This is a genomic window from Neisseria animalis (assembly GCF_900636515.1).
GTDB classification, from domain to species: Bacteria; Pseudomonadota; Gammaproteobacteria; order Burkholderiales; family Neisseriaceae; genus Neisseria; species Neisseria animalis.
This window is the reverse complement of record NZ_LR134287.1, coordinates 1,816,521-1,843,408: the sequence shown is the minus strand read 5'-3', so window position 1 is coordinate 1,843,408 and position 26,888 is coordinate 1,816,521. Positions and strand designations below refer to the sequence as shown.

General features: G+C 52.6%; 19 protein-coding genes. 14 read left to right on the top strand and 5 right to left on the bottom strand.

What is annotated here, in order from left to right:
* Positions 1-225 precede the first annotated feature (225 nt).
* The gene (recC, locus tag EL111_RS08450; protein WP_123794734.1) at positions 226-3,468 is read left to right on the top strand and encodes an exodeoxyribonuclease V subunit gamma; all 3,243 of its coding nucleotides are present in this window, start codon (positions 226-228) and stop codon (positions 3,466-3,468) included.
* 54 nt (positions 3,469-3,522) lie between these two features.
* Here recC and EL111_RS08445 read toward each other — a convergent pair whose 3' ends face one another.
* Together EL111_RS08445 and EL111_RS08440 are read right to left on the bottom strand one after the other, a co-directional pair.
* On the bottom strand, positions 3,523-3,774 hold the full coding sequence (locus EL111_RS08445; protein WP_123794641.1) for a DUF1289 domain-containing protein: 252 nt from the start codon (positions 3,772-3,774) through the stop codon (positions 3,523-3,525).
* A gap of 459 nt (positions 3,775-4,233) precedes the next feature.
* Positions 4,234-5,280 (bottom strand): sulfate ABC transporter substrate-binding protein, encoded by a 1,047-nt coding sequence (locus EL111_RS08440; protein WP_197717788.1) that lies wholly within the window; start codon positions 5,278-5,280, stop codon positions 4,234-4,236.
* A 172-nt stretch (positions 5,281-5,452) separates the two neighbouring features.
* Between EL111_RS08440 and recG the strand changes: the two genes are divergently transcribed.
* Both recG and trhA read left to right on the top strand, forming a co-directional pair.
* Positions 5,453-7,492 (top strand): ATP-dependent DNA helicase RecG, encoded by a 2,040-nt coding sequence (recG, locus tag EL111_RS08435; protein ID WP_123794640.1) that lies wholly within the window; start codon positions 5,453-5,455, stop codon positions 7,490-7,492.
* 720 nt (positions 7,493-8,212) lie between these two features.
* Positions 8,213-8,839: a PAQR family membrane homeostasis protein TrhA gene (gene trhA, locus EL111_RS08430; protein WP_123794730.1), complete on the top strand. Its 627-nt coding sequence runs from the start codon at positions 8,213-8,215 to the stop codon at positions 8,837-8,839.
* Between the two features lie 70 nt (positions 8,840-8,909).
* On the opposite strand, the gene EL111_RS08425 is transcribed toward trhA, so the two are convergent.
* Positions 8,910-11,114 (bottom strand): RelA/SpoT family protein, encoded by a 2,205-nt coding sequence (locus EL111_RS08425; RefSeq protein WP_123794639.1) that lies wholly within the window; start codon positions 11,112-11,114, stop codon positions 8,910-8,912.
* 199 nt (positions 11,115-11,313) lie between these two features.
* On the opposite strand from EL111_RS08425, the gene EL111_RS08420 reads away from it, so the two are divergent.
* Complete coding sequence (locus EL111_RS08420) at positions 11,314-11,964, top strand: GrxB family glutaredoxin (RefSeq protein WP_123794638.1); 651 nt, start codon at positions 11,314-11,316, stop codon at positions 11,962-11,964.
* A 476-nt stretch (positions 11,965-12,440) separates the two neighbouring features.
* Here the strand turns inward: EL111_RS08420 and EL111_RS08415 are convergent, their stop codons facing one another.
* Positions 12,441-14,117, bottom strand: coding sequence for a formate--tetrahydrofolate ligase (locus EL111_RS08415; RefSeq protein ID WP_123794637.1), 1,677 nt, complete (start codon positions 14,115-14,117; stop codon positions 12,441-12,443).
* A gap of 231 nt (positions 14,118-14,348) precedes the next feature.
* Between EL111_RS08415 and EL111_RS08410 the strand changes: the two genes are divergently transcribed.
* Positions 14,349-14,780, top strand: a complete 432-nt coding sequence (locus tag EL111_RS08410) for an EamA family transporter (RefSeq protein ID WP_123794636.1) — start codon at positions 14,349-14,351, stop codon at positions 14,778-14,780.
* 230 nt (positions 14,781-15,010) lie between these two features.
* On the opposite strand, the gene EL111_RS08405 is transcribed toward EL111_RS08410, so the two are convergent.
* Positions 15,011-15,385, bottom strand: a complete 375-nt coding sequence (locus EL111_RS08405; RefSeq protein WP_123794635.1) for a YkvA family protein — start codon at positions 15,383-15,385, stop codon at positions 15,011-15,013.
* A 422-nt stretch (positions 15,386-15,807) separates the two neighbouring features.
* Here EL111_RS08405 and sdhC point away from each other — a divergent pair, with 422 nt between their 5' ends.
* The 9 genes from sdhC to lpdA all read left to right on the top strand — a co-directional run bounded on the left by sdhC (position 15,808) and on the right by lpdA (position 26,868).
* Entirely contained in the window at positions 15,808-16,185 is a 378-nt protein-coding gene (gene sdhC, locus EL111_RS08400) for a succinate dehydrogenase, cytochrome b556 subunit (RefSeq protein WP_123794634.1), read from the top strand.
* Positions 16,179-16,520: a succinate dehydrogenase, hydrophobic membrane anchor protein gene (gene sdhD / locus EL111_RS08395; protein ID WP_123794633.1), complete on the top strand. Its 342-nt coding sequence runs from the start codon at positions 16,179-16,181 to the stop codon at positions 16,518-16,520. Before sdhC ends, sdhD begins: the two co-directional genes overlap by 7 nt.
* A gap of 6 nt (positions 16,521-16,526) precedes the next feature.
* Positions 16,527-18,290, top strand: a complete 1,764-nt coding sequence (sdhA, locus tag EL111_RS08390) for a succinate dehydrogenase flavoprotein subunit (RefSeq protein ID WP_123794632.1) — start codon at positions 16,527-16,529, stop codon at positions 18,288-18,290.
* A gap of 138 nt (positions 18,291-18,428) precedes the next feature.
* Positions 18,429-19,136 carry a succinate dehydrogenase iron-sulfur subunit gene (locus tag EL111_RS08385; protein WP_123794631.1) on the top strand — a complete coding sequence of 236 codons (708 nt, stop codon included), beginning with the start codon at positions 18,429-18,431 and terminating at the stop codon, positions 19,134-19,136.
* 4 nt (positions 19,137-19,140) lie between these two features.
* Positions 19,141-19,389 carry an FAD assembly factor SdhE gene (locus EL111_RS08380; RefSeq protein ID WP_123794630.1) on the top strand — a complete coding sequence of 83 codons (249 nt, stop codon included), beginning with the start codon at positions 19,141-19,143 and terminating at the stop codon, positions 19,387-19,389.
* Between the two features lie 141 nt (positions 19,390-19,530).
* Positions 19,531-20,811, top strand: coding sequence for a citrate synthase (gltA, locus tag EL111_RS08375; RefSeq protein ID WP_123794629.1), 1,281 nt, complete (start codon positions 19,531-19,533; stop codon positions 20,809-20,811).
* 297 nt (positions 20,812-21,108) lie between these two features.
* Complete coding sequence (locus tag EL111_RS08370; protein ID WP_123794628.1) at positions 21,109-23,937, top strand: 2-oxoglutarate dehydrogenase E1 component; 2,829 nt, start codon at positions 21,109-21,111, stop codon at positions 23,935-23,937.
* A gap of 84 nt (positions 23,938-24,021) precedes the next feature.
* Entirely contained in the window at positions 24,022-25,212 is a 1,191-nt protein-coding gene (odhB, locus tag EL111_RS08365) for a 2-oxoglutarate dehydrogenase complex dihydrolipoyllysine-residue succinyltransferase (RefSeq protein WP_123794627.1), read from the top strand.
* Positions 25,213-25,434: 222 nt separating this feature from the next.
* Complete coding sequence (gene lpdA, locus EL111_RS08360) at positions 25,435-26,868, top strand: dihydrolipoyl dehydrogenase (protein ID WP_123794626.1); 1,434 nt, start codon at positions 25,435-25,437, stop codon at positions 26,866-26,868.
* The last annotated feature ends 20 nt before the right edge of the window (positions 26,869-26,888 follow it).

The following is a 26,888-nucleotide window of genomic DNA, read 5'->3' as shown; positions in this document are numbered from 1 at the left end:
TTGTTTGCCGACTTGTGGCACTGCCTGATTATTGCGGAGGTTGGGAAAAATCAAACTACCATTTTTTTGCAGACGGCCTTATCATGCCCGTATCCGGCAAACCGTTTGTTTTTGAACATCATGAGCGGGCGGTTTGCTGCGGTTTGAGCCGTGCTGTTTCCCAACGGGGCCGGAAAGGCGGTGCGGATTGCTTTTGACGGCCCTGTGTCCAACGAATCATTCATCATGCCCGAATCCAAATTCTATCTTTATCAGTCCAACCGCTTGGAAACATTGGCGGCCTTGTTTTGTAAAATCCAGCAGGTGCGTCCGCTGTCGAATGCGTTGGCGGCGGAAGAAATTATTGTGCAGAGTCAGGGAATGCGCCGTTATTTGAGCAGTTTTCTCGCGCGCGAAACCGGTGTGGCGGCAAATCTGCGCTTCAGCCTGCCTGCGGGTCTGACTTGGCGGCTGATGCGCGAATTTATTCCGGGCATTCCCGCGCTCAGCCCGTTTTCTCCTGAAGTGATGCGTTGGCGGCTGTTGGATTTGTTCCGACGGGAAGATTTTCAGACGGCCTCTGCGTTTGCCGCCAGCCGCGAGGCGCTGCAAAGTTATTTGGGCAGCGGGGATTCGGCGGATTACCAGCTTGCCGGACAGCTTGCGGATATGTTTGACCAATATTTGGTGTACCGCCCCGAATGGATTGATGCGTGGCAGGCAGGGAAGTTGCTGGATTTGGGCGATGATGAACGCTGGCAGGCGGAATTGTGGCGTTTTTTGGACGACGGTAGCCGGTCTGCGCCGCACCGTGTGGCATTGTGGGAGCAGCTTTTGGGGGCACTGTCGGCAGACAAATTGCCCGAGCGTTTTTTTGTGTTCGGGATTTCTACGATGGCGCCGATGTATCTGCAACTGCTGCAAAAAATTGCCGAGCATTGCGAGGTATTCGTGTTTGCCTTGAATCCGAGCGAGCATTATTGGGGCAATGTGATCGAAGCGGCGCAGATTTTGCGGGGCGGCGATGAGCCGGATTTGAGTCAGGCAGGGCATCCGCTGCTGGCTTCTTTGGGCAAGCAGGGGCGTGATTTTTTTGATTTTCTGTCGGAAATCGAGCTGGAAACGCCGGTGTTTGAAAGTCCGTTTGAAAGCGGGCGCGACAGCCTGCTGCACTGCTTGCAGTTTGATATTCAAACGCTGAATATGCCGGGCGGCGGGCAGGAAAGGCCGTCTGCAAATGAAAGGGAAAAACTGCTTCATGACGGTTCTGTCCGTATTGTTTCGGCACACAGTCCGTTGCGCGAATTACAGGTGTTGAAAGACGGGATTTTGAAGATTCTGCAGGAACACCCGGATTGGCAGCCGCACGATATTGCGGTGCTGACGCCGAATATCGAGCCGTACAGCCCGTTTATCGAAGCCGTGTTCGGACAGGCGCAGGGCGGCGCGCAGGCTCTGCCGTATTCTTTGTCGGACGTGAAACTGAGCCGCCGCCAGCCGTTGCTGTATGCGCTGGAGCAGGTATTGGATTTGTTGGAAAGCCGTTTTGAAGTGGATAAAGTGCTGCCGTTGCTGGAAAGTGCGCTGGTACTGAACCGCTTCGAGCTGGAAGAAGACGATGTACCGCTGCTGCATGATGCGGTTGCCGAATTGAACGTGCATTGGGGGTTGGACGGCGAAATGCGCGGAGAGGCGGATAATCTGTTTACTTGGCAGCAGGCGGCGGACAGGCTGGTGTTGGGCTGGATGCTGCCCGAGGGCGGCAGCGGCGTATGGCAGAACGTCAGCGCTTGGCACAGCGATGTCAACCGAATCGGCATGTTCAGTCGCTTTGCCGCGTTGCTGCACACGCTGGCGCATATTGTCGGACAATGGAAGCAGCCGGCGGATGTCGGTATGTGGGTGCAGCGTGCGCGGGAATTGGTGCAGGCGTTGTTTCTGCCGTCTGAAAACGACCAGTATGCCTTGCAGCAGTTTGAACAGGCTTTGGCGAAATGGCAGGAAGAAGCGGCTTTGGCGGAGTTTGACGGAATATTGCCGCAGCATACGGTTATCCGCCATCTGCGCCGCTTTTTGAGCAGCGAGAGCCAAGCCGGATTTTTGCGCGGCGGCATCACGTTTTGCAGCATGGTGCCGATGCGGAGCCTGCCGTTTAAAGTATTGTGCCTGATTGGTTTGAACGACGGCGATTTTCCGCGCAACACCAAAGCAGCGGCATTCGATTTGATTGCGAAACACCCGAAAAAAGGCGACCGCGCCCGCCGCGACGACGACCGTTATCTGTTTCTTGAAGCCATTCTCAGCGCGCGCGAAATCCTTTATTTGTCGTATGTCGGCAGAAGCATACGCAACGACGACGAGCTTGCGCCGTCTGCATTGGTCAGCGAGCTGTTGGATACCGTTGCCGCAATGACGGGAACGAGAAGCAGGGATTTGGTGGAGAATTGGGTGGTGCAGCATCCGTTGCAGGCATTTTCCCAAAGGTATTTTGTCGGGCAGCAAAATGCAGACGGCCTGTTCAGCACGCGCAGTGATTATGCGGCGGCACTCAACAGCCCGCAAGCAGCGGAAGAAGCGTTTTTCAGCGAACCGCTGGGCGAAATGCCGTCTGCAAATGAAGCGGTTTCCGTTTCGCAGTCGGAATTGCTGAACTTTTGGCGCAATCCCGTGAAACACTGGTTGAGAAATACCTTGGCGTGGCAGGAGCCGTATCATGACGGCTCTTGGGAATCCGCCGAGCCGTTCGAGCCTCGGGAGGGCGGATATATTGCTGATGCTTATTTGGAAGCGCGGCGCAACCACAGCGATTTCGGCGGGGTTGCGGCAAAACTTGAAGCCGAAAGCCTGTTGCCGGCAGGCGAGCTCGGCGTGTTGTGGCAGCAGCGTTTTCAGACGGCGGCCAAGCAGATCGACCAAACTTTGCTGGACAGCCCGAAGCAGCCGCCGTATGCCTATGAATTAGTGTTTGACCGTTTTATTTTACAAGGCAGTTTGGGGCTGCTGCATGAAGCAGGGCAGATGGTGTTTCAAAACACATCCCTCCATGCGCCCGCCAAAATCGCTTTAATGTTGGAACATTTGATTTTTTGCGCCGTCCGACCGCAAACGCTTGGCGAAGAAGGTTGCCGGACGTATTTGGTCAGCAACGGCGAAACAACGGTTTATCCCGATATTCCGCCGCAACAGGCGCGGGAAATGTTGGGCAGATGGCTGGATTATTACCACATCGGACAGTCGCGGCCACTGCCGTTTTTCGCCAAAACCTCGCTGGCGGCGGCGGAAGAATATCTCAAGAAAAACGATTGGGAAGCCGCACAACAAAAAGCATTGTCGGCCTATCGGGACAGCAAAGGCGCGAAAGGACAGGAAAGCTATACCGAAGTGGCTTTGGTGTTCGGCAGGGAAGAGCAGCCGCCGGTTATGCAGCCGCTGTTTGAAAACATGATTGTCGAACTGCTTGCCCCTTTGCTGGCAGCAGTCGAGGCTTGAGAAAAGGCCGTCTGCAAATTTGGGATTTTGCAGACGGCCTTTTGGTGTGGAAACTTAAAAAACAAGCTCTATCTGTTCGGGCGCTTCGATATTCAGGTCATCGTCAAGCGATAGTTTTTTTAAACGGATTTTGCTGCGCCGCACGGATAAAAGCCGCATGACTTGGTGCTTCTGGCCGTCGCTCATGCTTTGCCAGTACAGCCGCTCTTCACGGCTACGCAGGCAGCCTTTGCAATAGCCTTTGCTGTTGGCTTCGCATACGCCGATGCAGGGGCTGGGTATGGAGAAGAAATCGGGTTGTTCCATGCTGGCAAAATGTTCGGTGGGTTGTGTTCCGAAAGTGGCGGGGCAAGGTTGAACACAGGTAGGATTCGAGGTCTTGCGGCTTGTTTTCGGTTTGGTTTTTTGATGAGGGAATGCGTTTGTAATCTTATTGATTTTTCTGTTGAAATGTCAAGTTGCAGACGGCTTGGCAAGAACGCCCGACGGCTGTAAGCGGTCGGGCGTTGGTATAGTCATTTAAAATAAGAATGATACAGCGTTGCTTTGCCTTGCCGTACTATGTGTACTGTCTGCGGCTTCGCTGCCTTGTCTCATTCTTATTTTATTCGACTATAAAATCCTCCCTGATAAACTCTTGTCATGAATTGTGCAAAGGTCTCGGGCTGAATGAATGTTGTGCCGCCGAAAACCTACCGAAAATCCATAAAAAGGCCGTCTGCAAAAACGGGTATGCGTTTTGCAGACGGCCTTTTGTTTTACCGTTTATTTTTTAGGCGAGAGTTGGTCTACCAAGCCGCCGTCGGCAAAGTATTTCTTCATAATCTCTTCCCAAGTGCCGAATTTTTCATTGGGTGAGAAGGTTTCCATATCGGGAAAATCGGCTTTGTGTTTCGCCAAAACATCGGCGTTGCGCGGGCGCAGGTAGAGTTTGGCGGCAAGCTCTTGTGCCGGTTCGCTCCAGAGATATTCCAGATATTCTTTGGCAGCTTCCTGAGTGCCTTTTTTCTCAACCACGCTGTCCACTACGGCAACGGGGCTTTCAGACAAGATGGTGTAGCTCGGGTAAACGATTTCAAACTGGTCTTGCGTGAGCTTTTTGCTGACATGGTTGGCTTCGTTTTCAAAAGTAATCAGTACGTCGCCGATGTTGCGCTGGCTGAACGTGGTGGTGGCCGCACGTCCGCCGTTTTCAAATACGGGGGCGTTTTTCAGCAGGGCGGCAACGAACTCTTGCGCTTTGCTTTCATCGCCGTTGTTGGCTTTCAAACCGTAACCGTATGCGCCGAGAAAGGCATAGCGGCCGTTGCCGGTGGTTTTCGGATTGGCGATAACGATTTGTACGCCGTCTTTAGTCAAATCGCTCCAATCCTGAATGTGTTTGGGATTGCCTTTGCGTACCAAGAAAACGGTGGTGCTGGTAAAGGGAACGGCATTGTCGGGCAGGCGGGTTGTCCAGTCGGATTTGACCAAACCTTTATTTTCCAACAACTCGATGTCGGAAGTTTGGTTCATGGTCACCACATCGGCAGCCAAACCGTTGGCAACGGAAAGTGCCTGCTTGCTCGAACCACCGTGTGATTGTTGCACATCGATTTGCGCGCCATTGTGTTTGGCTTGGTATGCTTGGATAAACAAGGGATTGTATTCTTTGTAGAAATCGCGTGCGACATCGTAGGAAACGTTCAGCAGTTTGACGGCGTTACTGCCGGCGGCGGTGTCTGCGCCGGAAGCGGCGTTGCCGGTTTTTTCGGCAGGCGAGCAGGCTGCAAGGGCAAATGCGCCGAGTGCGGCGAGTGAGAAAGTGCGGATAGCGTTCATCAGGATACTCCAAAGTGATTTTTTCATTACTCTATACAGATTGCAGCACAAAGGGAAATAATGTTTGCTTTGCCGTTTATGGATTTTGGTTATAAAAGCCGTCTGAAATTGAGCAGCGGCGGCGAAGTTTGCTATCATGCCGTCTGCAAATGGAAGAAATGACATGCTGCCCGTTCACCAAAAACAGCTCAAAATCACCGACGTTTCCGCCAAAAAGCTGGAAAAACTCAATCTGCACACGCCGTGGGACATCGTGCTGCACCTGCCGCTGCGCTATGAAGACGAAACCCACATCATGCCGATTGCCGACGCACCCGCCGGCACGCCCTGCCAAGTGGAGGGCGAAGTGCTGCATCAGGAAGTGCAGTTCAAACCGCGCAAGCAGCTTATCGTACAGATTGCAGACGGCTCGGGCAGTGTGCTGCACCTGCGTTTTATCCACTTCTACCCCAGCCATCAGAAACAGATGGCGGTGGGCAAACGCATCCGCGCCGTGGGCGAAATCAAACGCGGTTTTTACGGCGACGAGATGATTCACCCGAAAATCCGCGATGCCGAAAACAGCGGGCTGGCCGAAAGCCTCACGCCGGTGTATCCCACTGTAAACGGCCTCAACCAGCCCACCTTGCGCCGCATCATTCAGACGGCCTTGGAAGTGGTTCCGCTGCACGACACCCTGCCCGACGGATTATTAGGCCGTCTGAAACTGCCGCATCTGGCCGAAAGCCTGCGCCTTTTGCACGCGCCGCCGCCCAGCTTTACCATCTACCAACTTTCAGACGGCACGCTCCCCGCATGGCAGCGGCTCAAATTCGACGAACTTCTGGCGCAGCAATTATCCATGCGGCTGGCGCGGCAAAAACGCGTCAGTGGTACGGCTAAGTCGTTGAAAGAAAGTGGAGAATTATCCGGTAAGCTCATTCGCAGCCTGCCATTTACCCTTACTGCCGCCCAGCAGCGCGTCTTAAGCGAAATCCGCGCTGACCTCGCGCAAACCCACCCCATGCACCGCCTGCTGCAAGGCGATGTCGGCAGCGGCAAAACCATTGTTGCCGCGCTCTCTGCGCTTACCGCCATCGAAGCCGGCTGCCAAGTCGCGGTGATGGCACCCACCGAAATCCTTGCCGAGCAGCACTACATTAAGTTCAAACAATGGTTTGAGCCTATGGGCTTGGCCGTGGCATGGCTTTCCGGCAGCCAGCGCAAAAAAGAAAAAGAGCAAAACAAAGCCGCCGTTTCAGACGGCCTCGCCCCGATTGCCGTCGGCACGCACGCGCTGTTTCAAGACGACGTGCAGTTTCAAAATTTAGGCTTGGTGATTGTCGACGAGCAGCACCGTTTCGGTGTGGCGCAGCGTTTGGCCTTGAAAAACAAAGGCCAAGACGTACACCAACTGATGATGTCGGCTACTCCTATCCCACGCACGCTGGCGATGAGCTTCTTCGCCGACCTCGACGTTTCCGTGATTGACGAATTGCCGCCCAACCGCACCCCGATTAAAACACGGCTGGTCAACAACGCCCGCCGCGCCGAAGTCGAAGGCTTCGTGTTGAACACCTGCCGCAAAGGACAGCAGGCCTATTGGGTCTGCCCCCTGATTGAAGAGAGCGAACCCCTGCAACTGCAAACCGCCACCGAAACCCTCGAAGCCCTTCAAGCGGCCTTGCCCGAATTATCCGTCGGCCTCGTGCACGGGCGCATGAAAGCCGCCGAAAAAGCCGGCGTGATGGCCGAATTTTCCGCAGGCCGTCTGAATGTTTTAGTGGCCACCACCGTCATTGAAGTCGGTGTGGACGTGCCCAACGCCAGCCTGATGGTCATCGAACACGCCGAACGCATGGGCTTGGCGCAACTGCACCAACTGCGCGGGCGCGTCGGGCGCGGAGCCGCCGCCAGCCATTGCGTGCTGCTGTTTGCCGAGCCGTTAAGCGAACTGGCCAAAGCACGTCTGAAAGTGATTTACGAACACACCGACGGCTTCGAAATCGCCCGCCAAGACCTCAATATCCGCGGCCCCGGCGAATTTCTCGGCGCACGCCAAAGCGGCGTACCCATGCTGCGCTTCGCCAACCTCGAAGAAGACCTGCACCTCTTGGAAAAAGCCCGCGAAACCGCCCCGCAACTGATCGAACAGCGGCCGGATATTGTGGAGGCGCATTTGGAGAGATGGTTGAGCAGTCGGGAAGGGTATTTGGGGGTGTGAGGCTTTGAAGGTGAAGGCAGGTTGGGTTGCACGCACGACAAGCCTTAACAGATACGCGTATTCGTTGGGATTTCATTCCCATCTGTATATTTGCCTTTTTATGCCGTCTGCAAATATGCAGACGGCCTTTTGATTATAGTCATTTAAAATAAGAATGATACAGCGTTGCTTTGCCTTGCCGTACTATGTGTACTGTCTGCGGCTTCGCTGCCTTGTCTCATTCTTATTTTATTCGACTATATGTTGGAACAGGAAGCATTGTACACAGTAAGCGGTGCTAATGACCGTATGGTTGATTATGCGGAAAATGTGGCAGCGAAAAAAAACGGGATTGGGGGGGGAGTGAAGCATTTTCAGGATAAAGCAGGCAGACGGCAATAAGGGCTTTGGTTTTTTAGCTGCTCGCTTTTCTCCTTGGTAATGGCTGCATCGATCATATCCATTTCGGCAAACGGCTTGACAATGCAGAGAGAAGAAGGTTGTCGCGGGCGGTCTCTTTAACTGCCCTGTTGGGTTAATCAATCATTCTGTTGGTAAGCGTTGTGAGCGATAGGTAACAGAATCACGAAGATGAGAAATCGTGCCATTTTAACCTGCTTTTTTGATTCGCCCCGTTGTGTATTGAACAGCGGGGCTTTAACTTATTTTTATTGTCGCAATGGTTTTGTTTGTCGGGGTTTCGGCGTACACTGCAAGCAGTTTGTGTTGAGAATGAATATTATGTATCACGGCGAGCGTTTTAATGCGTACAGCCATTTGGCGGGTGCGCTGCTGGCAGGGGCGGGCTTGGTGCTGCTGATTATGAAGGCGGTGCAGGATTTCGATCCGTATAAGCTGGCAGGAGCGGTAACCTACGGAGTGTGCCTGTTACTGCTGTATGCCGGCTCGACGCTGTACCACAGTATTCCGCAGCCTAAGGCGAAGACGGTGTTGCAGAAGGTGGATCATTGTATGATTTATCTGCTGATTGCCGGCAGCTATACGCCGTTTACGCTGGTTACGCTTAAGGGCGGCTGGGGTTGGTCGCTGTTCGGAGTGTCGTGGGGGCTGGCGCTGGTGGGAATTGTGCAGGAATTAACCATCGGCTTGCGGAGTGAAACGCGCAGGTTGTCGCTGCTGATTTATGTGGTGATGGGCTGGCTGATTCTGGTGGCCTTGTATCCGTTGGCGAAAACCTTGTCGGCGGCCGGGCTGTTTTGGCTGGCGTTGGGCGGTTTGCTGTACAGCGTGGGGATTTATTGGTTTGTGAACGATGAGAAAATCAAACACGGACACGGCATTTGGCATTTGTTTGTGCTCGGCGGCAGTTTGGCGCAGTTTGTGTGTATTTATTTTTATGTGATTTGAACGGCTGTACGTTGCCGGCAAGAAAGGCCGTCTGCAAATGGGATTTTGCAGACGGCCTTTTGTATCGGTTTTACAGGCGTGTGACGCTCAATACGCCTTTGACATCGCCCAAACTTGCCAATACGCGCGGTAAGTCGTTGACTTGTTTGACTTCCAATGTGAAACGCATACTGGCTTCAAGATCGCGCGACTGGGTTTGTACGGCGGTAACATTCAGTTTGTGGCGCGCCAGTGCGTCGGATACGTCGCGCAGCAGGCCGTTGCGGTCTTGGGCGCGGATTTCGATATCCACGGCAAATACTTGGCCTTCCTGCATGGCCGCCCAGCTTGCGTTTAATACTTTGTCGGGCGATTGTTCGGCCAGATGGCGGATTTCGGGGCAGGTTATGCGGTGTACGGAAATGCCGCGCTCGCGGGTAACGAAGCCGATGATGTCGTCGGGCGGCGCGGGTTTGCAGCATTTCGCCAAGGTGGTCATCAGGCCGTCTTCGCCGTCAACCAATACGCCGTTTTTGCCGCCTTTTTTGATTTTCGATTGCTTGACGATGGTGGTTTCGGTAACGGGAGCAGGCGGCGGTTCGTTCAAAAGGCCGCAGGCTTTTTGAATCGCACGCGGGGTGACCTCTCCCTGTCCGATGGCGGTGTAGAGCTCGTCGAGCTTTTTAAAGCCGAGCTTTTCCGCCAATTCTTGAAGATTGGGTTTGGGGTTGGTTTTGACCAGTTGTTTGTCAAGCTGGGTGCGGCCGTCTTCGCGCACGGTGTCGGCGTTTTGCTGGCGGATGTAGGCGCGGATTTTGCTGATGGCTTTGTTGGATTTGACCCAGCCTTCGTGCAGCCAGTTGACCGACGGTTTGCCTTCTTTGGCGGTGATGATTTCCACGCGCTGGCCGTTTTCCAGCGGGGTGGAAAGGGGCACAATCTGCCCCTCTACTTTTGCGCCGCGGCAGCGGTCTCCTATGCTGCTGTGCAGGGCGTAGGCGAGGTCGATGGGGGTTGCGCCGGCGGGCAGCGACAGGACTTTGCCGTGCGGGGTCAGAACGTAAATTGTATCGTGGAAGAGTTCGGTTTTGAAGGCGGCGGCGAGGTCTTCTTTGCCGCTTTCGGCCATGTTTTCGCGCCAGTCGAGCAGTTGGCGCAACCATGCGATTTTCTGTTCGTAGGCGGAATCGCCTTTGCCGCCTTCTTTATAACGCCAGTGGGCGGCCACGCCGAATTCGTTGAACTGGTGCATGTCGAAGGTGCGGATTTGGACTTCCACGCCTTTGTCTTCGGGGCCGACGATGACGGTATGCAGGCTTTTGTAGCCGTTGCCTTTGGGGTTGGCGATGTAGTCGTCGAATTCGCCGGGCACGGGCTGCCACAGGCTGTGGACGATGCCCAGCGTGGTGTAGCATTCGGGAATGGTTTCCACCAGAATCCGCACGGCACGGATGTCGTAGAGGCCGTCGAAATCGAGCTTTTTCTTCACCATTTTTTTGTAAATGGAGTAAATGTGCTTCGGCCGTCCGGCTACTTCGAAACGGATGTTGAACTTGGAGAGTTCGCCGCGCAGGATATTGAGGAAGTTTTCAATGTATTCCAGGCGTTCGGTACGCTTTTCATCGAGGAGCTTGGCGATTTCTTTGTATTTTTCAGGTTCTTGGTGGCGGAAACCCAAATCTTCGAGCTGCCATTTGAGCTGCCATACGCCCAAGCGGTTGGCGAGCGGTGCGAAAATATCCAGTGTTTCTTTGGCGATGGCGCGTTTTTCGGGGCTGTCGGGCAAAACGCCGATGTATTGCATGGTGCGGGTACGCATGGCGAGTTTGATCAGCACGATGCGGATGTCCGTAACCATGGCCAGCAGCATTTTGCGCATGGTTTCGGCTTGTTGGGCGCGTTCTTCCGGCGTGGCGAGGCTGTCGACTTTGGCGAATTGGGTCAGTTTGTGTACTTCGTCTATGCCTTTGACTAATTCGGTAACGGTGGCGTTGCATTGTTCGGTAACGACGGTTTGCCAGTCGGGCAGGCAGAGGGAGATGCTGGAAAGCAGGGTGGCGGCCACGGCATCGGGCAGCAAGTCCATTTCGTTGACCATTTTTGCCGCACCGAATACGTTGCTCATTACCGGCTCGCCGCTGAAAGTGAGCAAATCGGCGGGATAATGCTGCTCCGCCAGCGATAAGGCCGTCTGCAAAAGGGCGGCATCTTGCTCGTTTTGACGGGCAAGATAGGCTTCGAACCATTCGCGGTAATGGTTTAAATCCGGAGCGATGTTGCTGGCGTGCTGTGTCATGGCATTTCTCTTTCTCAAAGCGGTGAGAGAACGGCTATTGTAGCAGGGAAAAAGAAAAAGGTGCGGATAACCGGATTTCTTGTTATTAGAAGGTATAACTTTTTATCATTTAATCAAAAGGTTGTATGGCGGGCATTGTTTCGGTTCGCCGCAAGGAGTAAAGTATCGCCGTTATTTTGGAGATTGTAGAAGATTGCATATGAAACTGTATATTTACGACCATTGTCCGTTTTGTGTCCGTGCCCGCATGATTTTCGGCTTGCGCGCGCTGCCTCTGGAAACGGAAATTCTGTTGAACGATGATGAAGAAACGCCGGTTTCGATGATTGGTGCGAAACAGGTGCCGATTCTGCAAAAAGCAGACGGCCTGTTTATGGGCGAGAGCTTGGATATTGTGCGCTATGTTGACGAACTGGCGGGTAAAGGCCGTCTGCAAGAGGAAATCCGCCCCGAATTGCAGGCTTGGTTGGACAAAGTGGGCGAATACGGCAATAAATTGGTGCAGCCGCGCATGGTGAAAATCGGCCTGCCGGAATTTGCCACGCGGGAAGCGGTAAAATATTTTGTAGACAAAAAAGAAAAAAACATCGGCAATTTTGCTGCCAATCTCGACAAAACCGCGAAATATCTGGCGCGCATTCATGCCGATTTGCAGGAGCTGGAACCGCTGGTTGGTGACGAGAACTTGGGTGTCGGCGGTGAAGTGTCGATGGAAGATATTCTGCTGTTTCCGGTGTTGCGTAACCTGACCATCGTGCGTGGTATCGAGTGGCCGCAAAAAGTGATGGACTACTTGATGTGGATGAGCGAAGCAAGCGGTGTGGATATGTATTTCGACCGCGCTTTGTAAGAGCGGAAATGCAGCGGCGGCAGCCATGCAGGGCAATGAGCAATGGTTGTCCGCAAGCGTTGCATGTGGGCAGGCGGCCGTATCATGCGGCGGCACACCCTGCGCGAAGGTATCCGATGATGGCTCGAAGTACCGGGATTGGCATTGCGAGACCTGCCTGTTCTGATGGGCAAACCGCTTGAGTCATGCGGATTGGGCATGGTTTTTCGTGGTATAGTCATTTAAAATAAGAATGATACAGCGTTGCTTTGCCTTGCCGTACTATGTGTACTGTCTGCGGCTTCGCTGCCTTGTCTCATTTTTATCTTATTTTATTCGACTATACAAAAGAAAATTAACGGAAAAGGCCGTCTGCATTTTGGTTGATTGTATACTGAAACGGCAAAATTCAGGCGTTTGCTTTCTGAAATGCCGCAAAAAGGCCGTCTGCAAAATGAACCATGATTTTGCAGACGGCCTTTTAAACGGCTTGGCAGTTAGAACAAGCCGTGAATCACGCCGTTTCCATCTACGTCGATTTTTTCCGCCGCCGGTACTTTCGGCAGTCCGGGCATTTTCATCATATTGCCGCACAAGGCTACGATGAAGCCTGCGCCGTTGGAGACGGTAATACCGCGTACATTGATGCGGAAACCTTCGGGACGGCCGAGCAGGGCGGCGTTGTCGCTCAATGAGTATTGCGTTTTCGCCATGCACACGGGCAGTTTGTCGAGGCCGAGTTTTTCCAGAGAGGCGATTTCGGCAAGTGCTTCGGTGCTGAAATCGACATCGGCCGCGCCGTAGATTTTTTGGGCGATGGCGCGGATTTTGTTCGGAATGGTGTCGGCCGCGTCGTAGGCGAATTGGAAGGTATTCGGTTGCGTTTCGACGGCGTTGACGACTTTTTGCGCCAAATCCGCGCCGCCCGCGCCGCCTTTGCCCCATACTTCCGCCAAAGAAACTTCCACGCCGTATTCGGCACAGGCCGTCTGAATCAGGTTTAACTCGGCATCGGTGTCGGATACGAAGCGGTTGACGGCAACGACCACGGGCAGGCCGAAGACGTTTTTCATGTTGCCGATGTGTTTCAGCAGGTTGGGCAGACCTTTGGCCAATGCGTCCAGATTTTCTTCGCCCAAATCGGCGCGTGCCACACCGCCGTTGTATTTCAAGGCGCGCACGGTCGCAACGACCACGGCGGCATCGGGTTGCAACTGAGCCAGGCGGCATTTGATGTCGCAGAATTTTTCCGCACCCAAGTCCGCGCCGAAACCGGCTTCGGTAACGGCATAATCGCCCAAGTGTTTTGCCAGACGGGTGGCAATCACGGAATTGCAGCCGTGTGCGATGTTGGCAAACGGGCCGCCGTGAACAAAGGCAGGCGTACCGGCGATGGTTTGCACCAGGTTCGGCTTAACCGCATCTTTCAGCAAGGCCGCCATTGCTCCGTGGGCTTTCAAATCGCGGGCGTAAACCGCGCTGCCGTCTTTGGCATAGGCCACCAGAATGTTGCCCAAGCGTTCTTTCAAGTCGCTGATGTCTTTGGCGAGGCAGAACACGGCCATTACTTCCGATGCCACGGTGATGTCGAAGCCGTCGGCACGCATCACGCCGTCAACCGGTTTGCCCATGCCGTCGATAATGTTGCGCAATTGGCGGTCGTTCATATCGACTACGCGCCGCCACAAAACGCGTTTCGGGTCGATGTCCAGCGCGTTGCCTTGGTAGATGTGGTTGTCGAGCATGGCGGCCAAAAGGTTGTTGGCGGCACTGATGGCATGGAAGTCGCCGGTAAAGTGCAGATTGATGTCTTCCATCGGCAAAACCTGCGAATAGCCACCGCCTGCCGCACCGCCTTTGATGCCGAACACGGGGCCGAGCGAGGGTTCGCGCAAGGCGATGACCGACTCTTTGCCGATGTGGCGCAAGGCATCCGCCAAACCGATGGTTACTGTGGTTTTGCCTTCGCCGGCCGGAGTCGGATTGATGGCGGTTACCAAAATCAGCCGTCCCTGTTTTTTCGGCAATTTGAACGCCGCCGCCGGATCGATTTTGGCTTTGTAATGGCCGTACGGCTCAATATCGGCGGCATTCAAACCCACCAGAGACGCAATTTCTCCAATCGGACGCATAACGGAAGATTGGGCAATTTCAGCATCGGTTTTAAAGCTCATGTCGTTTCCTGTTCTGAAGAATGAAGAAAAGAGCGGCTGAGCCAAGCCGGAGCAGCGGCAGGCGTTGAAATCCGAGAGCGGTTATCCGTTTGCAGACGGCATAATGCTGGATTTCCAACCGTATCACGCCTATTATACCGTTATTCCGCTTTAATTTGAGAACGAATCGCAGCGCAAATTCCAAGCGCATCATCGGTTAAAGTGTGTCCCGCTAACGACTTGGAGAACGATATGAGTGCACAACCGTGGCTTTTCTGGGCATTGGCTTCCGCCGCTTTTGCCGCATTAACGGCAATTTTCGCCAAAATGGGTTTACAGGGCATTGATTCCGACTTTGCCACTTTTATCCGCACGCTGGTGATTGTTGCCGCGCTGGTTCTGTTTTTGACCTACACCGGCAAATGGCAGGGCGTGAGCGGGTTTACAGGGCGGAATTGGACGTTTTTGATTTTATCCGGTCTGGCAACGGGCGCATCGTGGCTGGCTTATTTCAAAGCACTGCAAATGGGCAATGCATCGCAAGTCGCACCGGTAGACAAATTCAGCCTCGTCTTGGTCGCCCTGATGGCGGTGGTGTTTCTCGACGAACGCCCGAGCACGCAGGAATGGATAGGTTTGGGATTGGTAACGGCGGGAGTGTTGACGCTGGCGTTGAAACGCTGACAGTATCGGGAATATGCGTGAAAAGATGGTGTTTTTGCTGCAATAAATACAAGCATCAAGGCAAATGGTTCGGCCGGTTTTGATACGGGCGTTGCGCTCGGAGTGAACCATACGGCTTTACTGCCTTGGCTGATTTCGTGTGATTCAACGATAAATGCCGTCTGCAAAATGGATAGGGTTGTCCCAAAACCATTTTGCAGACGGCATTTGTGTATCGATGATGGGAAAGTTTAGGAAGAACGACCCAATAAGCGGTTGGTCGCTATCCTTGCCTGCTCGCGTATGTCTTCGGTGAGATAGGCTTTCATTTGACTGTATACCAATGTGATGACGGCAATGTCGTCGCTGAAACCCAACGGGCCGAGCAAATCGGGAAGGCTGTCGATCGGGCTGAAGAAATAAACCAGCGCACCGACAATAATCAGTTTGGCGCGTTTGGGGGTGTGCGGCGATTTCCAAAGAAAATACAGGGCGTAAAGCTGGCGGACGACAGGTGCGCCCAAGCGTCCGGCAAAGCGGGCAAGTTTACGCAGAAAGCCCGGTTCGTCCAGCTTTTTGCGGCGGAATGTCGGAATAAACTCTTCGGGAGCGGGGCGCTTGTTCATGCCAAACCTTTCATCAGTCGGGAAACGGGATTTTGCTTGCCGTTTGGCGGCAAATCGTGAAAAGTATAGAAGCAGAATATGAAAAGAAACGTCAGCATTATGCAGTTTCATGCAATCATGCCGTCTGCAAAATGCAACCGTCTGTTTGCAGACGGCCTTACGGGGTGATGAATGAAAAATATCCGATAAGAAAACTAGGTTATTCAAGTTGTTGTATATATTCATCGGAATAACCGCCCATAATGAAGTAAATAAAAATAAGCAGATAGGCTTTCTTTTGCAGGGTTTTGTAAAAAATTATTAGATTGTTGACATATTAGACTGTTCAAACGGCAATAAACAAGGTAAATTATAGGGTGTAATTCGGTGTAGCTGTATGCTGCGCCGGTTTTGAGAAGAAAATAATGACAAAGGAACAACTTATGGCTGCCAAACCGCGTCCAGTCCATTTGGATCTCCCTAAGATTCGCCTGCCGATTCCGGGAATTGTCTCGATTCTGCACCGTATCAGCGGCGTACTCTTGTTTATTGCCCTGCCTCTTTTGCTGGGCTTGCTTGCCGCTTCTTTGGATCGTGAATCCGTGTTCGAGTCTTATCTCGCTTTCGTTGCCAATCCTATTGTAAAACTGGGCTTGATTGTCCTGCTGTGGGCATTCCTGCACCATGCTTGTGCCGGTACGCGCTTCTTGTTCTTGGACGCGCATAAAGGATTGGATTTGAAAACGGCACGCCTGACTGCCAAAATCGTGTTGGCGTGTTCTCTGACTCTGACTGTCGTGATTGGAGCGTTGTTATGGTAGATCGTAAATTAGCCGGTGCCCATTACGGCTTGAAAGATTGGGCGGTTCAACGCGTGACTGCGGTAATCATGCTGGTTTATACCATCGCACTGGTGGCGTTTTTATTGCTGTTGCCGAATGAGCACGGCGAATGGCAGGCATTCTGGAGCAATCCTTGGGTAAAACTGTTTACCCAAATCAGCTTTGTTGCGCTGTTTTGGCATGCTTGGGTAGGTATCCGCGACTTGTGGATGGACTATATCAAGCCGTTCGGACTCCGTTTGTTTCTGCAGGCTGCAACCATCGTGTGGTTGGTGGCGTGTATGTTCTATTCTATTCAAGTAATTTGGGGGTAATGTAGTATGGGATATCCTGTCCGTAAATTTGATGCCGTGATTGTCGGCGGTGGTGGTGCAGGTTTGCGTGCTGCTCTCCAATTATCCAAATCCGGCCTGAATTGTGCCGTATTGTCCAAAGTATTCCCGACCCGTTCGCATACTGTAGCAGCCCAAGGCGGTATCTCCGCTTCTTTGGGTAATGTGCAGGAAGACCGTTGGGACTGGCATATGTACGATACTGTAAAAGGTTCGGACTGGCTGGGCGACCAAGATGCGATTGAGTTTATGTGCCGTGCGGCGCCGGAAGCCGTTATCGAGCTGGAACACATGGGTATGCCTTTTGACCGCGTGGAAAGCGGCAAAATCTACCAGCGTCCGTTTGGTGGCCATACTGCCGAACATGGCAAGCGTGCGGTAGAGCGTGCTTGTGCCGTGGCCGACCGTACCGGCCATGCCATGCTGCATACGCTGTACCAGCAAAACGTCCGTGCCAATACCCAATTCTTTGTGGAGTGGACTGCGCTTGATTTGATTCGCAATGAAGACGGCGATGTGGTAGGTGTAACCGCCATGGAAATGGAAAGCGGCGAAGTTTATATTTTCCATGCCAAAGCAGTGCTGTTCGCAACAGGCGGTGCAGGCCGTATCTATGCTTCCTCAACCAATGCCTTTATGAATACAGGTGACGGTTTGGGTATCTGCGCCCGTGCGGGTATTCCGCTGGAAGACATGGAATTCTGGCAATTCCACCCGACCGGTGTGGCCGGTGCCGGGGTGTTGATTACCGAAGGTGTGCGCGGCGAGGGCGGTATTCTGCTGAACGCCAACGGCGAGCGTTTTATGGAACGTTATGCACCGACTGTAAAAGACTTGGCTTCCCGCGACGTGGTTTCCCGCGCAATGGCGATGGAGATTTACGAAGGCCGCGGCTGCGGTAAAAACAAAGACCATGTATTGCTGAAAATCGACCACATCGGTGCTGAAAAAATTATGGAAAAACTGCCGGGCATCCGTGAGATTTCCATTCAGTTTGCCGGTATCGACCCGATTAAAGACCCGATTCCCGTGGTGCCGACCACCCACTACATGATGGGCGGTATTCCGACCAACTACTTGGGCGAAGTCATCGTGCCGCAAGGCGATGAATACGAAGTACCGGTTAAAGGTTTGTATGCGGCGGGCGAGTGCGCCTGTGCGTCCGTACACGGCGCGAACCGTTTGGGTACCAACTCCCTGCTGGACTTGGTGGTATTCGGTAAGTCTGCCGGCGACAGCATGATTAAATACATCCGTGCCCAAGAAGGCTGGAAGGCTCTGCCTGAGAACGCCGGCGAATTGACCCGCCAGCGTTTGGAACGCTTGGATAACCAAACCGACGGTGAAAATGTCGATGCGCTGCGTCGCGAGCTGCAACGCTCCGTACAACTGCATGCGGGCGTATTCCGTACCGACGAGATTCTGAGCAAGGGTGTCAAAGAAGTGATGGCACTTGCCGAGCGCGTGAAGAAAACCGAAATCAAAGACAAGAGCAAAGTCTGGAATACCGCGCGTATCGAGGCTTTGGAATTGGATAACTTGATTGAAGTGGCCAAAGCCACGCTGGTGTCTGCCGAGGCGCGTAAAGAGTCGCGCGGTGCCCATGCTTCCGACGACCACCCCGAGCGTGATGATGAAAACTGGATGAAACACACCCTGTATCATCCGTTGACCAACACGCTGACATACAAGCCGGTACATACCAAGCCGTTGACCGTTGACTATATCGAGCCGGCTAAGCGGGTTTACTGATTCAGTATGTGTACTTTTGCAGACGGCCTCGTTGCATAATCAAGGCCGTCTGCAAATATCAGAACAATATACTCTCTATCAGCTGCTTGAAGCATTGATAATACGCAGCAAGCCGCTTGTGAGAAAGGAACACTTCTCATGGAAAAAGTAAGTTTTGAAATTTACCGTTACAATCCGGATGTCGATGACAAGCCGTATATGCAGAAATACGAGTTGGAAATCGAACCGACCGATGTGAAATTGCTGGATGCGCTGGTTAAACTCAAAGCGCAAGATGATACGCTGTCTTTCCGCCGTTCTTGCCGCGAAGGTATTTGCGGTTCCGATGGCATGAACATCAATGGTAAAAACGGTTTGGCTTGTTTGACCGACATCCGCGGATTGAAACAGCCGGTACAAATCCGTCCGCTGCCGGGCTTGCCGGTGGTGCGCGATTTGATTGTCGATATGACCCAGTTTTTCAAACAGTATCACTCCATCAAGCCGTATGTGGTCAACGATACGCCGATCGATGCCGACAAAGAACGTCTGCAAACTCAAGAAGAGCGTAAAGAGTTGGACGGTCTGTACGAATGTATTTTGTGTGCCTGCTGTTCGACTGCCTGTCCGTCATTCTGGTGGAATCCGGACAAATTCGTCGGTCCTTCAGGTTTGCTGAATGCCTACCGTTTCATTGCCGATAGCCGCGACACCATCACCAACGAGCGTTTGGACGACTTGAACGACCCGTATCGTCTGTTCCGCTGCCATACGATTATGAACTGCGTTGATGTATGTCCGAAGCACTTGAACCCGACCCGTGCAATCGGTAAGATTAAAGAAATCATGCTGAAACGGGCAGTTTAACGAGATGATGGTATTTGACGATACTGCAAAACGGAAAATCCGTTTTCAAACCCGCCGGGGACTGTTGGAATTGGATCTGGTCTTCGGCAGGTTTATGGAAAAAGAATTTGAGCGACTGAATGACCAAGAGTTGGCGGCGTTTGTCGAAATCCTCGAATTTCAGGATCAAGAATTGCTTGCCTTGATTAACGGACACCGGCAAACAGAGAAAACCCATTTGGTTTCCATGCTCGAACGAATCAGACAGGCATGAGTCGTGCCTCAGTTTTCATGTGTTTGGAAAACGATGAAAACAGGCAAACTGGAATGTGCCGTCTGAAAACAAGACCGTGTCGCCGATACCGATTATTGTACGGCGGCAGCGTAAAGCCCCATTTTACAAAGGAGCCAGAGAATGTCTAAAACAGTCAAACTTCATACTTCAGATCAAGAATTGGAATTGCCGGTACTGGAAGCCAGTATCGGTCATGACGTTGTGGATATCCGCAACCTGACCAAAACGACCGGTCTGTTTTCGTTTGACCCCGGCTTTGTTTCCACCGCAAGCTGCGAATCCAAAATTACCTATATCGATGGTGAACAAGGTCTGTTGTATTACCGCGGTTATCCGATTGAACAACTGGCAGAGAAGTCTGATTACTTAGAGGTTTGCTATCTGCTGATTTACGGCGAACTGCCGACTCCCGAGCAGAAAGAAGAGTTTGACCGAATCGTACACAACCACACCATGCTGCATGAGCAACTGACTTGGTTCTTCCGCGGTTTCCGCCGCGATGCACACCCGATGGCAATGATGGTAGGTGTGGTGGGTGCATTGTCCGCTTTCTACCAGGACAGCTTGGATATTACCGATCCGGAACACCGTAAGATTGCGATTTACCGTCTGATTTCCAAAATCCCGACGATTGCGGCCATGTGTTACCGTTATTCCAACGGTTTGCCGTTCAACTATCCGAAAAATGACCTGACCTACGCCGAAAACTTCCTGCACATGATGTTTGCGACACCGTGTGAGGAATATAAACCCAACCCGGTGTTGGCGCGCGCATTGGACCGCATCTTTATCCTGCATGCCGACCACGAGCAAAACGCTTCAACTTCTACCGTACGTTTGGCAGGCTCTTCGGGCGCAAACCCGTTTGCCTGTATCGCAGCCGGTATTGCCTGCTTGTGGGGTGCGTCTCACGGCGGTGCGAACGAAGCTGTGTTGAAAATGTTGGACGAAATCGGCGATGTATCCCGCGTACCGGAATACATGGAAGGTGTGAAGCAGCGCAAATACCGTTTGATGGGCTTCGGCCACCGCGTATACCGCAACATGGACCCGCGTGCCAGCATCATGCGCGAAACTTGTTATGAGGTGCTGAAAGAGTTAGGTTTGGAAGACAGTCCGAAATTCAAGTTGGCAATGGAGTTGGAGCAAATCGCGCTGAAAGATCCATTCTTTGTTGAGCGTAAACTGTATCCGAATGTCGATTTCTACTCAGGTATCGTCTTGTCGGCATTGGGTATTCCGACTGAAATGTTTACTGTAATCTTTGCTTTGGCGCGCAGTGTAGGTTGGATTTCCCATTGGCACGAAATGATTGGCGATCCAAGCCTGAAAATCGGTCGTCCGCGCCAGTTGTATACCGGTGCGCAACGTCGCGATTTTGTTCCGGCCGATCAACGTTAATTCAATCCATATGATTGAAGAAATAAACCCGTCCTCAGGTTGTCCGAACCCGTGGGACGGGTTTTTGTTATCAAAAATAACCATTTGCAAGTAGTTAGCTGTAGTCTGTCGGATTGATTGCTTTTGTTTATAATCATTTGGTTTGAAAAAAGTTTGATAATCCGGACGTAATTTCAAGTAATTTATATAGAAATGCGGTAGAATAAACCCGTATTTCAGACGGCAGGTTGTTGGAAAGAGGCTTAAGGCCGTCTGCAAACTCCCTTTTATTTATACATTAAAGAAAAGAGCGCCACCATGATGGATGATAAACTCAATTTCTCCTATCTGTTTGGTTCTAATGCCCCTTATATCGAGGAGTTATACGAGAGCTTCTTGGAGAATCCCGATTCGGTAGATGAAAACTGGAAACAGTATTTCAGCGATTTGGCGAAGCAGCCGGGTGCGGTCAATGTTGACATCGCACATGCTCCGATTCGCGAATCATTTGCCAATCTGGCAAAAAGCAAGGCTACCGCTGCGATTGCCGGTGGTATTGATGAAGCCATGATGAAAAAACAAGTCGGTGTTTTGCGCCTGATGTCGGCTTACCGTATCCAAGGTGTCGGTGCGGCACAGCTCGATCCGTTGAAGCGTACGCCGCCGCAATATGTGGAAGGTTTGGATCCGAAGTTTCATGGTCTGAGCGATTCCGATATGGCGATTCAGTTCAGCATCGGCGACGATGATTTTTCCGGCAGCAGCAAAATGGCACTGTCCGATATCATCAGAAATCTGAAACAAACTTATTGCGGCCATATTGCTCTGGAATATATGCACATTCCGAATGCTGAAGAACGCAGTTGGGTGCGCAACTATTTTGAAAGCGTGCTTTCTACACCGCGTTTCGATGCGGAACAGAAACGTAAAATCCTGAAAGAGTTAACCGCTTCCGAAACACTGGAGCGTTATCTTCATACCAAATACGTCGGTCAAAAACGTTTCGGTATCGAAGGCGGCGAGAGTGTGATTGCAGGTTTGAACTACCTGATCCAACATGCCGGTAAAGACGGTGTGGAAGAAGTCATTATCGGTATGGCACACCGTGGCCGTCTGAATGTATTGGTCAATACGCTGGGTAAAAAACCGGGCGATTTGTTTGCCGAGTTCGAAGGCCGCGCCGAGATTAAATTGCCGAGCGGCGATGTGAAGTACCATATGGGCTTCAGCTCTGATATCGCTACGCCGAACGGCCCGATACATGTTTCGCTGGCATTCAACCCGTCGCATTTGGAAATCGTGAATCCGGTTGTAGAAGGCTCTGCACGCGCCAAGCAAAAACGCTTGGGTGAAAACGGTCGCGAAAAGGTGTTGCCGGTATTGATTCACGGCGATTCGGCCTTTATCGGTTTGGGCGTGAACCAAGCCACTTTCAACCTTTCCAAAACACGCGGTTACACCACCGGTGGTACGGTTCATATCGTGGTCAACAACCAAATCGGCTTCACCACTTCCGATGTCCGCGATACCCGTTCGACCGTACATTGTACCGATATCGCCAAAATGGTGGCGGCTCCGGTCATCCATGTCAACGGTGACGATCCGGAGCGCGTATGCTTTGCCATTCAAGCCGCTTTAGACTACCGTAAAAAATTCGGTAAAGACATTGTGATCGATGTAGTGTGCTTCCGCAAGTGGGGTCACAACGAGGGCGACGATCCGACACTGACCCAACCGATGATGTACAAAAAAGTCAGTCAGCATCCGGGTGCCCGTGCCATGTATGTTGAGCAGCTGGTAGCCGAAGGCGTGGTAACTGCCGAAGAAGCCGATGGTTTGGTACAGGCTTATCGTGAGGCATTGGATAAAGGCGAACACGTCGAGCAAACCACATTGAGCAATTTCCAACGTACCAGCATTGATTGGAGCAAATACCAAGGCAATGATTGGCGTGAAGATGTGGAAACCGGTATTCCGGCTGCCGACATCCAACGCTTGGCTGAAAAATTTACGGCCGTACCGGAAGGTTTTGCCCTGCATCCGACCGCCAAGCGCGTTATCGAAGCGCGTAAAGGTATGGCCAAAGGCGAGCAGCCTATCGACTGGGGTATGGCCGAAACCATCGCTTATGCCAACCTGCTGACCAAAGGTGCGGGCGTGCGTATTTCCGGCGAAGACTCAGGCCGCGGTACATTCTCACACCGCCACGCCGTATTGCACGATCAAAACCGCGAACGCTGGGACGACGGCGCATACGTTCCGTTGATGCACATGGGCGATGGGGCTGCCGGGTTCTTGGTGATTGACTCCATTTTGAACGAAGAAGCAGTTATGGCCTACGAATACGGCTTTGCCTGCTCCGCACCGGATAAGCTGACCATTTGGGAAGCCCAGTTCGGTGACTTTGCCAACGGTGCACAAGTGGTGATCGACCAATTCCTGTCGTCCGGCGAAACCAAATGGGGTCGTTTGTGCGGTTTGACCACCATTCTGCCTCACGGCTACGACGGACAAGGCCCCGAGCACTCTTCAGGCCGTGTAGAACGCTGGCTGCAACTGTGTGCCGAAAACAATATGCAAATCATCATGCCGTCTGAAGCGTCGCAAATGTTCCATCTGTTGCAACGCCAAGTGTTGAGTTCATACCGCAAACCGCTGGTGATTTTCATGTCCAAACGCCTGTTGCGCTTCAAAGGCGCGATGAGTCCGCTGGAAAACTTCACCGAAGGTTCTCGCTTCCGTCCGGTTATCGGCGATACTGTCGAGCGCGCCGACAACAGCAGCGTGAAACGCGTGATTCTGTGTGCCGGTCAAGTTTACTATGATTTGGCAGCAGGCCGCGCCGAACGCAAGCTGGAAAACGATGTAGCGATTATCCGCGTCGAGCAGCTCTATCCGTTCCCGGATGCCGAAGTAAAAGCAGAACTGGCGAAATATCCGAATGCCAAAGAAGTGCTGTGGGCACAGGAAGAGCCGAAAAACCAAGGTGCGTTCTACCAAATCCGCCACCGTATCGAAGGCGTGATTGGCGAACGACAAACCCTGTCTTACGCAGGCCGTCCGAGCAGCGCGTCACCGGCAGTCGGCTACATGAGCAAACACGTTGCCCAACTGAAACAATTGGTTGAAGACGCATTGTCCATCTAATCTTGAGGAGAGGCAGTCCTCCTGCGGGCGGACTGCCGCCAAACAAATCACAGGCCGTCTGAAACGGCCATACGGAGACACAAAATGATTATCGAAGTAAAAGTACCGATGTTGTCCGAAAGCGTATCAGAAGGCACGCTGTTGGAATGGAAAAAACAAGTTGGCGAAGCGGTTGCTCGCGATGAAATCCTGATTGACATCGAAACCGACAAAGTTGTGCTGGAAGTACCTGCACCGCAAGCCGGCGTATTGGTGGAACTCGTTGCCCAAGACGGCGAAACCGTTGTTGCCGATCAAGTATTGGCTCGCATCGACACCGCCGCTACTGCAACAGCCGCCGCGCCTGCCGCCGAAGCCGCACCTGCTGCTGAGGCTGCTCCTGCCGCTGCACAATCTGCTGCCGCCATGCCTGCTGCTGCCAAACTGGCTGCCGAAACCGGTGTGGATGTCAACAGCCTGCAAGGTTCGGGTCGCGACGGCCGCGTGTTGAAAGAAGATGTGCAAAACGCTGCTGCCACTAAAGCGGCTGCTCCTGCTGCTGCGCCTAAAGCTGCCGCACCCGTACCGGCCGGTGCCCGTCCCGAGCAGCGCGTACCGATGAGCCGCCTGCGTGCCCGTGTAGCGGAACGTCTGTTGGCTTCGCAGCAAGAAAATGCCATTCTGACGACATTCAATGAAGTCAACATGAAGCCGGTAATGGACTTGCGTGCCAAATACAAAGAAAAATTCGAGAAAGAACACGGCGTGAAGCTGGGCTTTATGTCGTTCTTTGTTAAAGCCGCTGTTGCCGCACTGAAAAAATATCCGGTTATCAATGCGTCTGTTGACGGCAGCGACATCGTATACCACGGCTACTTCGATATCGGTATTGCCATCGGCAGCCCGCGCGGTCTGGTTGTACCGATTCTGCGCGATGCCGACCAAATGAGCATTGCTGATATTGAAAAAGCCATCGTGGATTACGCTGTAAAAGCCAAAGACGGCAAAATTGCTTTGGAAGATTTAACCGGCGGTACATTCAGCATCACCAACGGCGGTACTTTCGGTTCGATGATGTCCACCCCGATTATCAACCCGCCGCAATCTGCGATTTTGGGTATGCACGCCACCAAAGAGCGCGCCGTAGTGGAAAACGGCCAAGTTGTGGTGCGCCCGATGATGTATTTGGCCTTGTCTTACGACCACCGTATCATCGACGGCCGCGAAGCCGTGCTGACTCTGGTGGCCATTAAAGATGCGCTGGAAGATCCGGCCCGTCTGTTGTTGGATCTGTAATCGATTTGCAGACGGCATCACTGCGGTATTTTCCGCAAAATGCCGTCTGTATTTATGTAACACCGAGAAATACCGGAAACCGTATAAGCCAAGATTGTTTGGAAATACTGCGGAAAACGGCAGAATAGGGCGGAGTGTTGTAGCTTTTCGCCAACTGCCTTGTCCGCAGATTTGCAGACGGCCTGTTTCCTTTACGGTTTCCCATATCAAGGAAAATAGATAATGTCTCAATATGATGTAGTCGTAATTGGTGCCGGCCCCGGCGGTTATGTAGCTGCCATTCGCGCCGCACAACTGGGTTTCAAAACCGCCTGTATCGATGCGGGCGTGAACAAAGCAGGCGATGCCCCTGCGTTGGGCGGTACCTGCCTGAACGTGGGCTGTATTCCTTCCAAAGCCCTGCTGCAGTCTTCCGAACATTTCCATGCCGCACAACACGATTTTGCCGAACACGGTATTACCGTGGGCGACATCAAATTCGATGCGGCCAAAATGATTGAGCGCAAAGACGCTATCGTAACCAAGCTGACCGGCGGCGTGAAATTCCTGTTCCAAAAAAACAAAGTGGACAGCCTGCACGGCTTGGGCTCTTTTAAAGGCAAAAACGGCGACTTGTATCAAATCGAAGTGGACAACAAAGGCGAGAAAACCGTTGTCGAAGCCAAACACGTTATCGTGGCTACCGGCTCCGTACCGCGTCCGCTGCCGCAAATCGCCATCGACAATATCAACGTATTGGATAACGAAGGCGCATTGAACCTGACCGCCGTACCGCAAAAACTCGGCGTAATCGGCTCGGGCGTAATCGGTTTGGAAATGGGTTCGGTATGGAAACGCGTCGGCGCGGAAGTAACCATTCTCGAAGCCGCCCCGACTTTCTTGGCTGCTGCCGACCAGCAAATTGCCAAAGAAGCGTTCAAATACTTCACCAAAGAACAAGGCTTGGCGATTGAACTGGGCGTGAAAATCGGCGAAATCAAATCTGCCGACAACGGCGTAACCGTACAATACGAAACCGCCAAAGGCGAAGCGCATACCGCACAATTCGACAAACTGATTGTTGCCATCGGCCGTATTCCGAACACCAACGGATTGAACGCCGAAGCCGTAGGCTTGGAAAAAGACGAACGCGGTTTTGTGAAAGTGGACGGCGATTGCCGCACCAATTTGCCGAATGTATGGGCGATTGGCGACGTGGTACGCGGCCCGATGTTGGCACACAAAGCCAGCGATGAGGGTGTGGCCGTGGCCGAACGTATTGCCGGTCAGAAACCGCATATCGATTTCAACAACGTACCGTTTGTGATTTACACCGACCCTGAAATCGCTTGGGTAGGCAAAACCGAAGAGCAGCTCAAAGCCGAAGGTATCGAATACAAAAAAGGTACGTCCGGTTTCGGCGCAAACGGCCGCGCATTGGCGATGGGTAAAGCCAAAGGTACGGTTAAAGTATTGGCAGATGCCAAGACCGACCGCATCTTGGGCGTACACATGATCGGCCCGGTAGTGAGCGAACTGATCAGCGAAGGCGTAACCGGTTTGGAATTTTCCGCCAGCAGCGAAGACATCGCCCGCATCATTCATGCACACCCGACTCTGTCGGAAGTGGTGCACGAAGCGGCGTTGGCTGCCGACAAGCGCGCATTGCACGGTTAATCAAGTGTGGAAAAAACCGC

What these genes read in the sequence shown, in the direction of transcription:
- gltA (WP_123794629.1), top strand. Translation starts at nt 19,531, where the DNA reads ATGTCTAAAACAGTCAAACTTCATACTTCAGATCAAGAATTGGAATTG.
- EL111_RS08425 (WP_123794639.1), bottom strand. Translation starts at nt 11,114, where the DNA reads ATGACACAGCACGCCAGCAACATCGCTCCGGATTTAAACCATTACCGC.
- sdhA (WP_123794632.1), top strand. Translation starts at nt 16,527, where the DNA reads ATGGGATATCCTGTCCGTAAATTTGATGCCGTGATTGTCGGCGGTGGT.
- recG (WP_123794640.1), top strand. Translation starts at nt 5,453, where the DNA reads ATGCTGCCCGTTCACCAAAAACAGCTCAAAATCACCGACGTTTCCGCC.
- EL111_RS08385 (WP_123794631.1), top strand. Translation starts at nt 18,429, where the DNA reads ATGGAAAAAGTAAGTTTTGAAATTTACCGTTACAATCCGGATGTCGAT.
- EL111_RS08410 (WP_123794636.1), top strand. Translation starts at nt 14,349, where the DNA reads ATGAGTGCACAACCGTGGCTTTTCTGGGCATTGGCTTCCGCCGCTTTT.
- EL111_RS08415 (WP_123794637.1), bottom strand. Translation starts at nt 14,117, where the DNA reads ATGAGCTTTAAAACCGATGCTGAAATTGCCCAATCTTCCGTTATGCGT.
- EL111_RS08420 (WP_123794638.1), top strand. Translation starts at nt 11,314, where the DNA reads ATGAAACTGTATATTTACGACCATTGTCCGTTTTGTGTCCGTGCCCGC.
- EL111_RS08380 (WP_123794630.1), top strand. Translation starts at nt 19,141, where the DNA reads ATGATGGTATTTGACGATACTGCAAAACGGAAAATCCGTTTTCAAACC.
- lpdA (WP_123794626.1), top strand. Translation starts at nt 25,435, where the DNA reads ATGTCTCAATATGATGTAGTCGTAATTGGTGCCGGCCCCGGCGGTTAT.
- EL111_RS08445 (WP_123794641.1), bottom strand. Translation starts at nt 3,774, where the DNA reads ATGGAACAACCCGATTTCTTCTCCATACCCAGCCCCTGCATCGGCGTA.
- trhA (WP_123794730.1), top strand. Translation starts at nt 8,213, where the DNA reads ATGTATCACGGCGAGCGTTTTAATGCGTACAGCCATTTGGCGGGTGCG.
- sdhC (WP_123794634.1), top strand. Translation starts at nt 15,808, where the DNA reads ATGGCTGCCAAACCGCGTCCAGTCCATTTGGATCTCCCTAAGATTCGC.
- odhB (WP_123794627.1), top strand. Translation starts at nt 24,022, where the DNA reads ATGATTATCGAAGTAAAAGTACCGATGTTGTCCGAAAGCGTATCAGAA.
- recC (WP_123794734.1), top strand. Translation starts at nt 226, where the DNA reads ATGCCCGAATCCAAATTCTATCTTTATCAGTCCAACCGCTTGGAAACA.
- EL111_RS08405 (WP_123794635.1), bottom strand. Translation starts at nt 15,385, where the DNA reads ATGAACAAGCGCCCCGCTCCCGAAGAGTTTATTCCGACATTCCGCCGC.
- EL111_RS08370 (WP_123794628.1), top strand. Translation starts at nt 21,109, where the DNA reads ATGATGGATGATAAACTCAATTTCTCCTATCTGTTTGGTTCTAATGCC.
- sdhD (WP_123794633.1), top strand. Translation starts at nt 16,179, where the DNA reads ATGGTAGATCGTAAATTAGCCGGTGCCCATTACGGCTTGAAAGATTGG.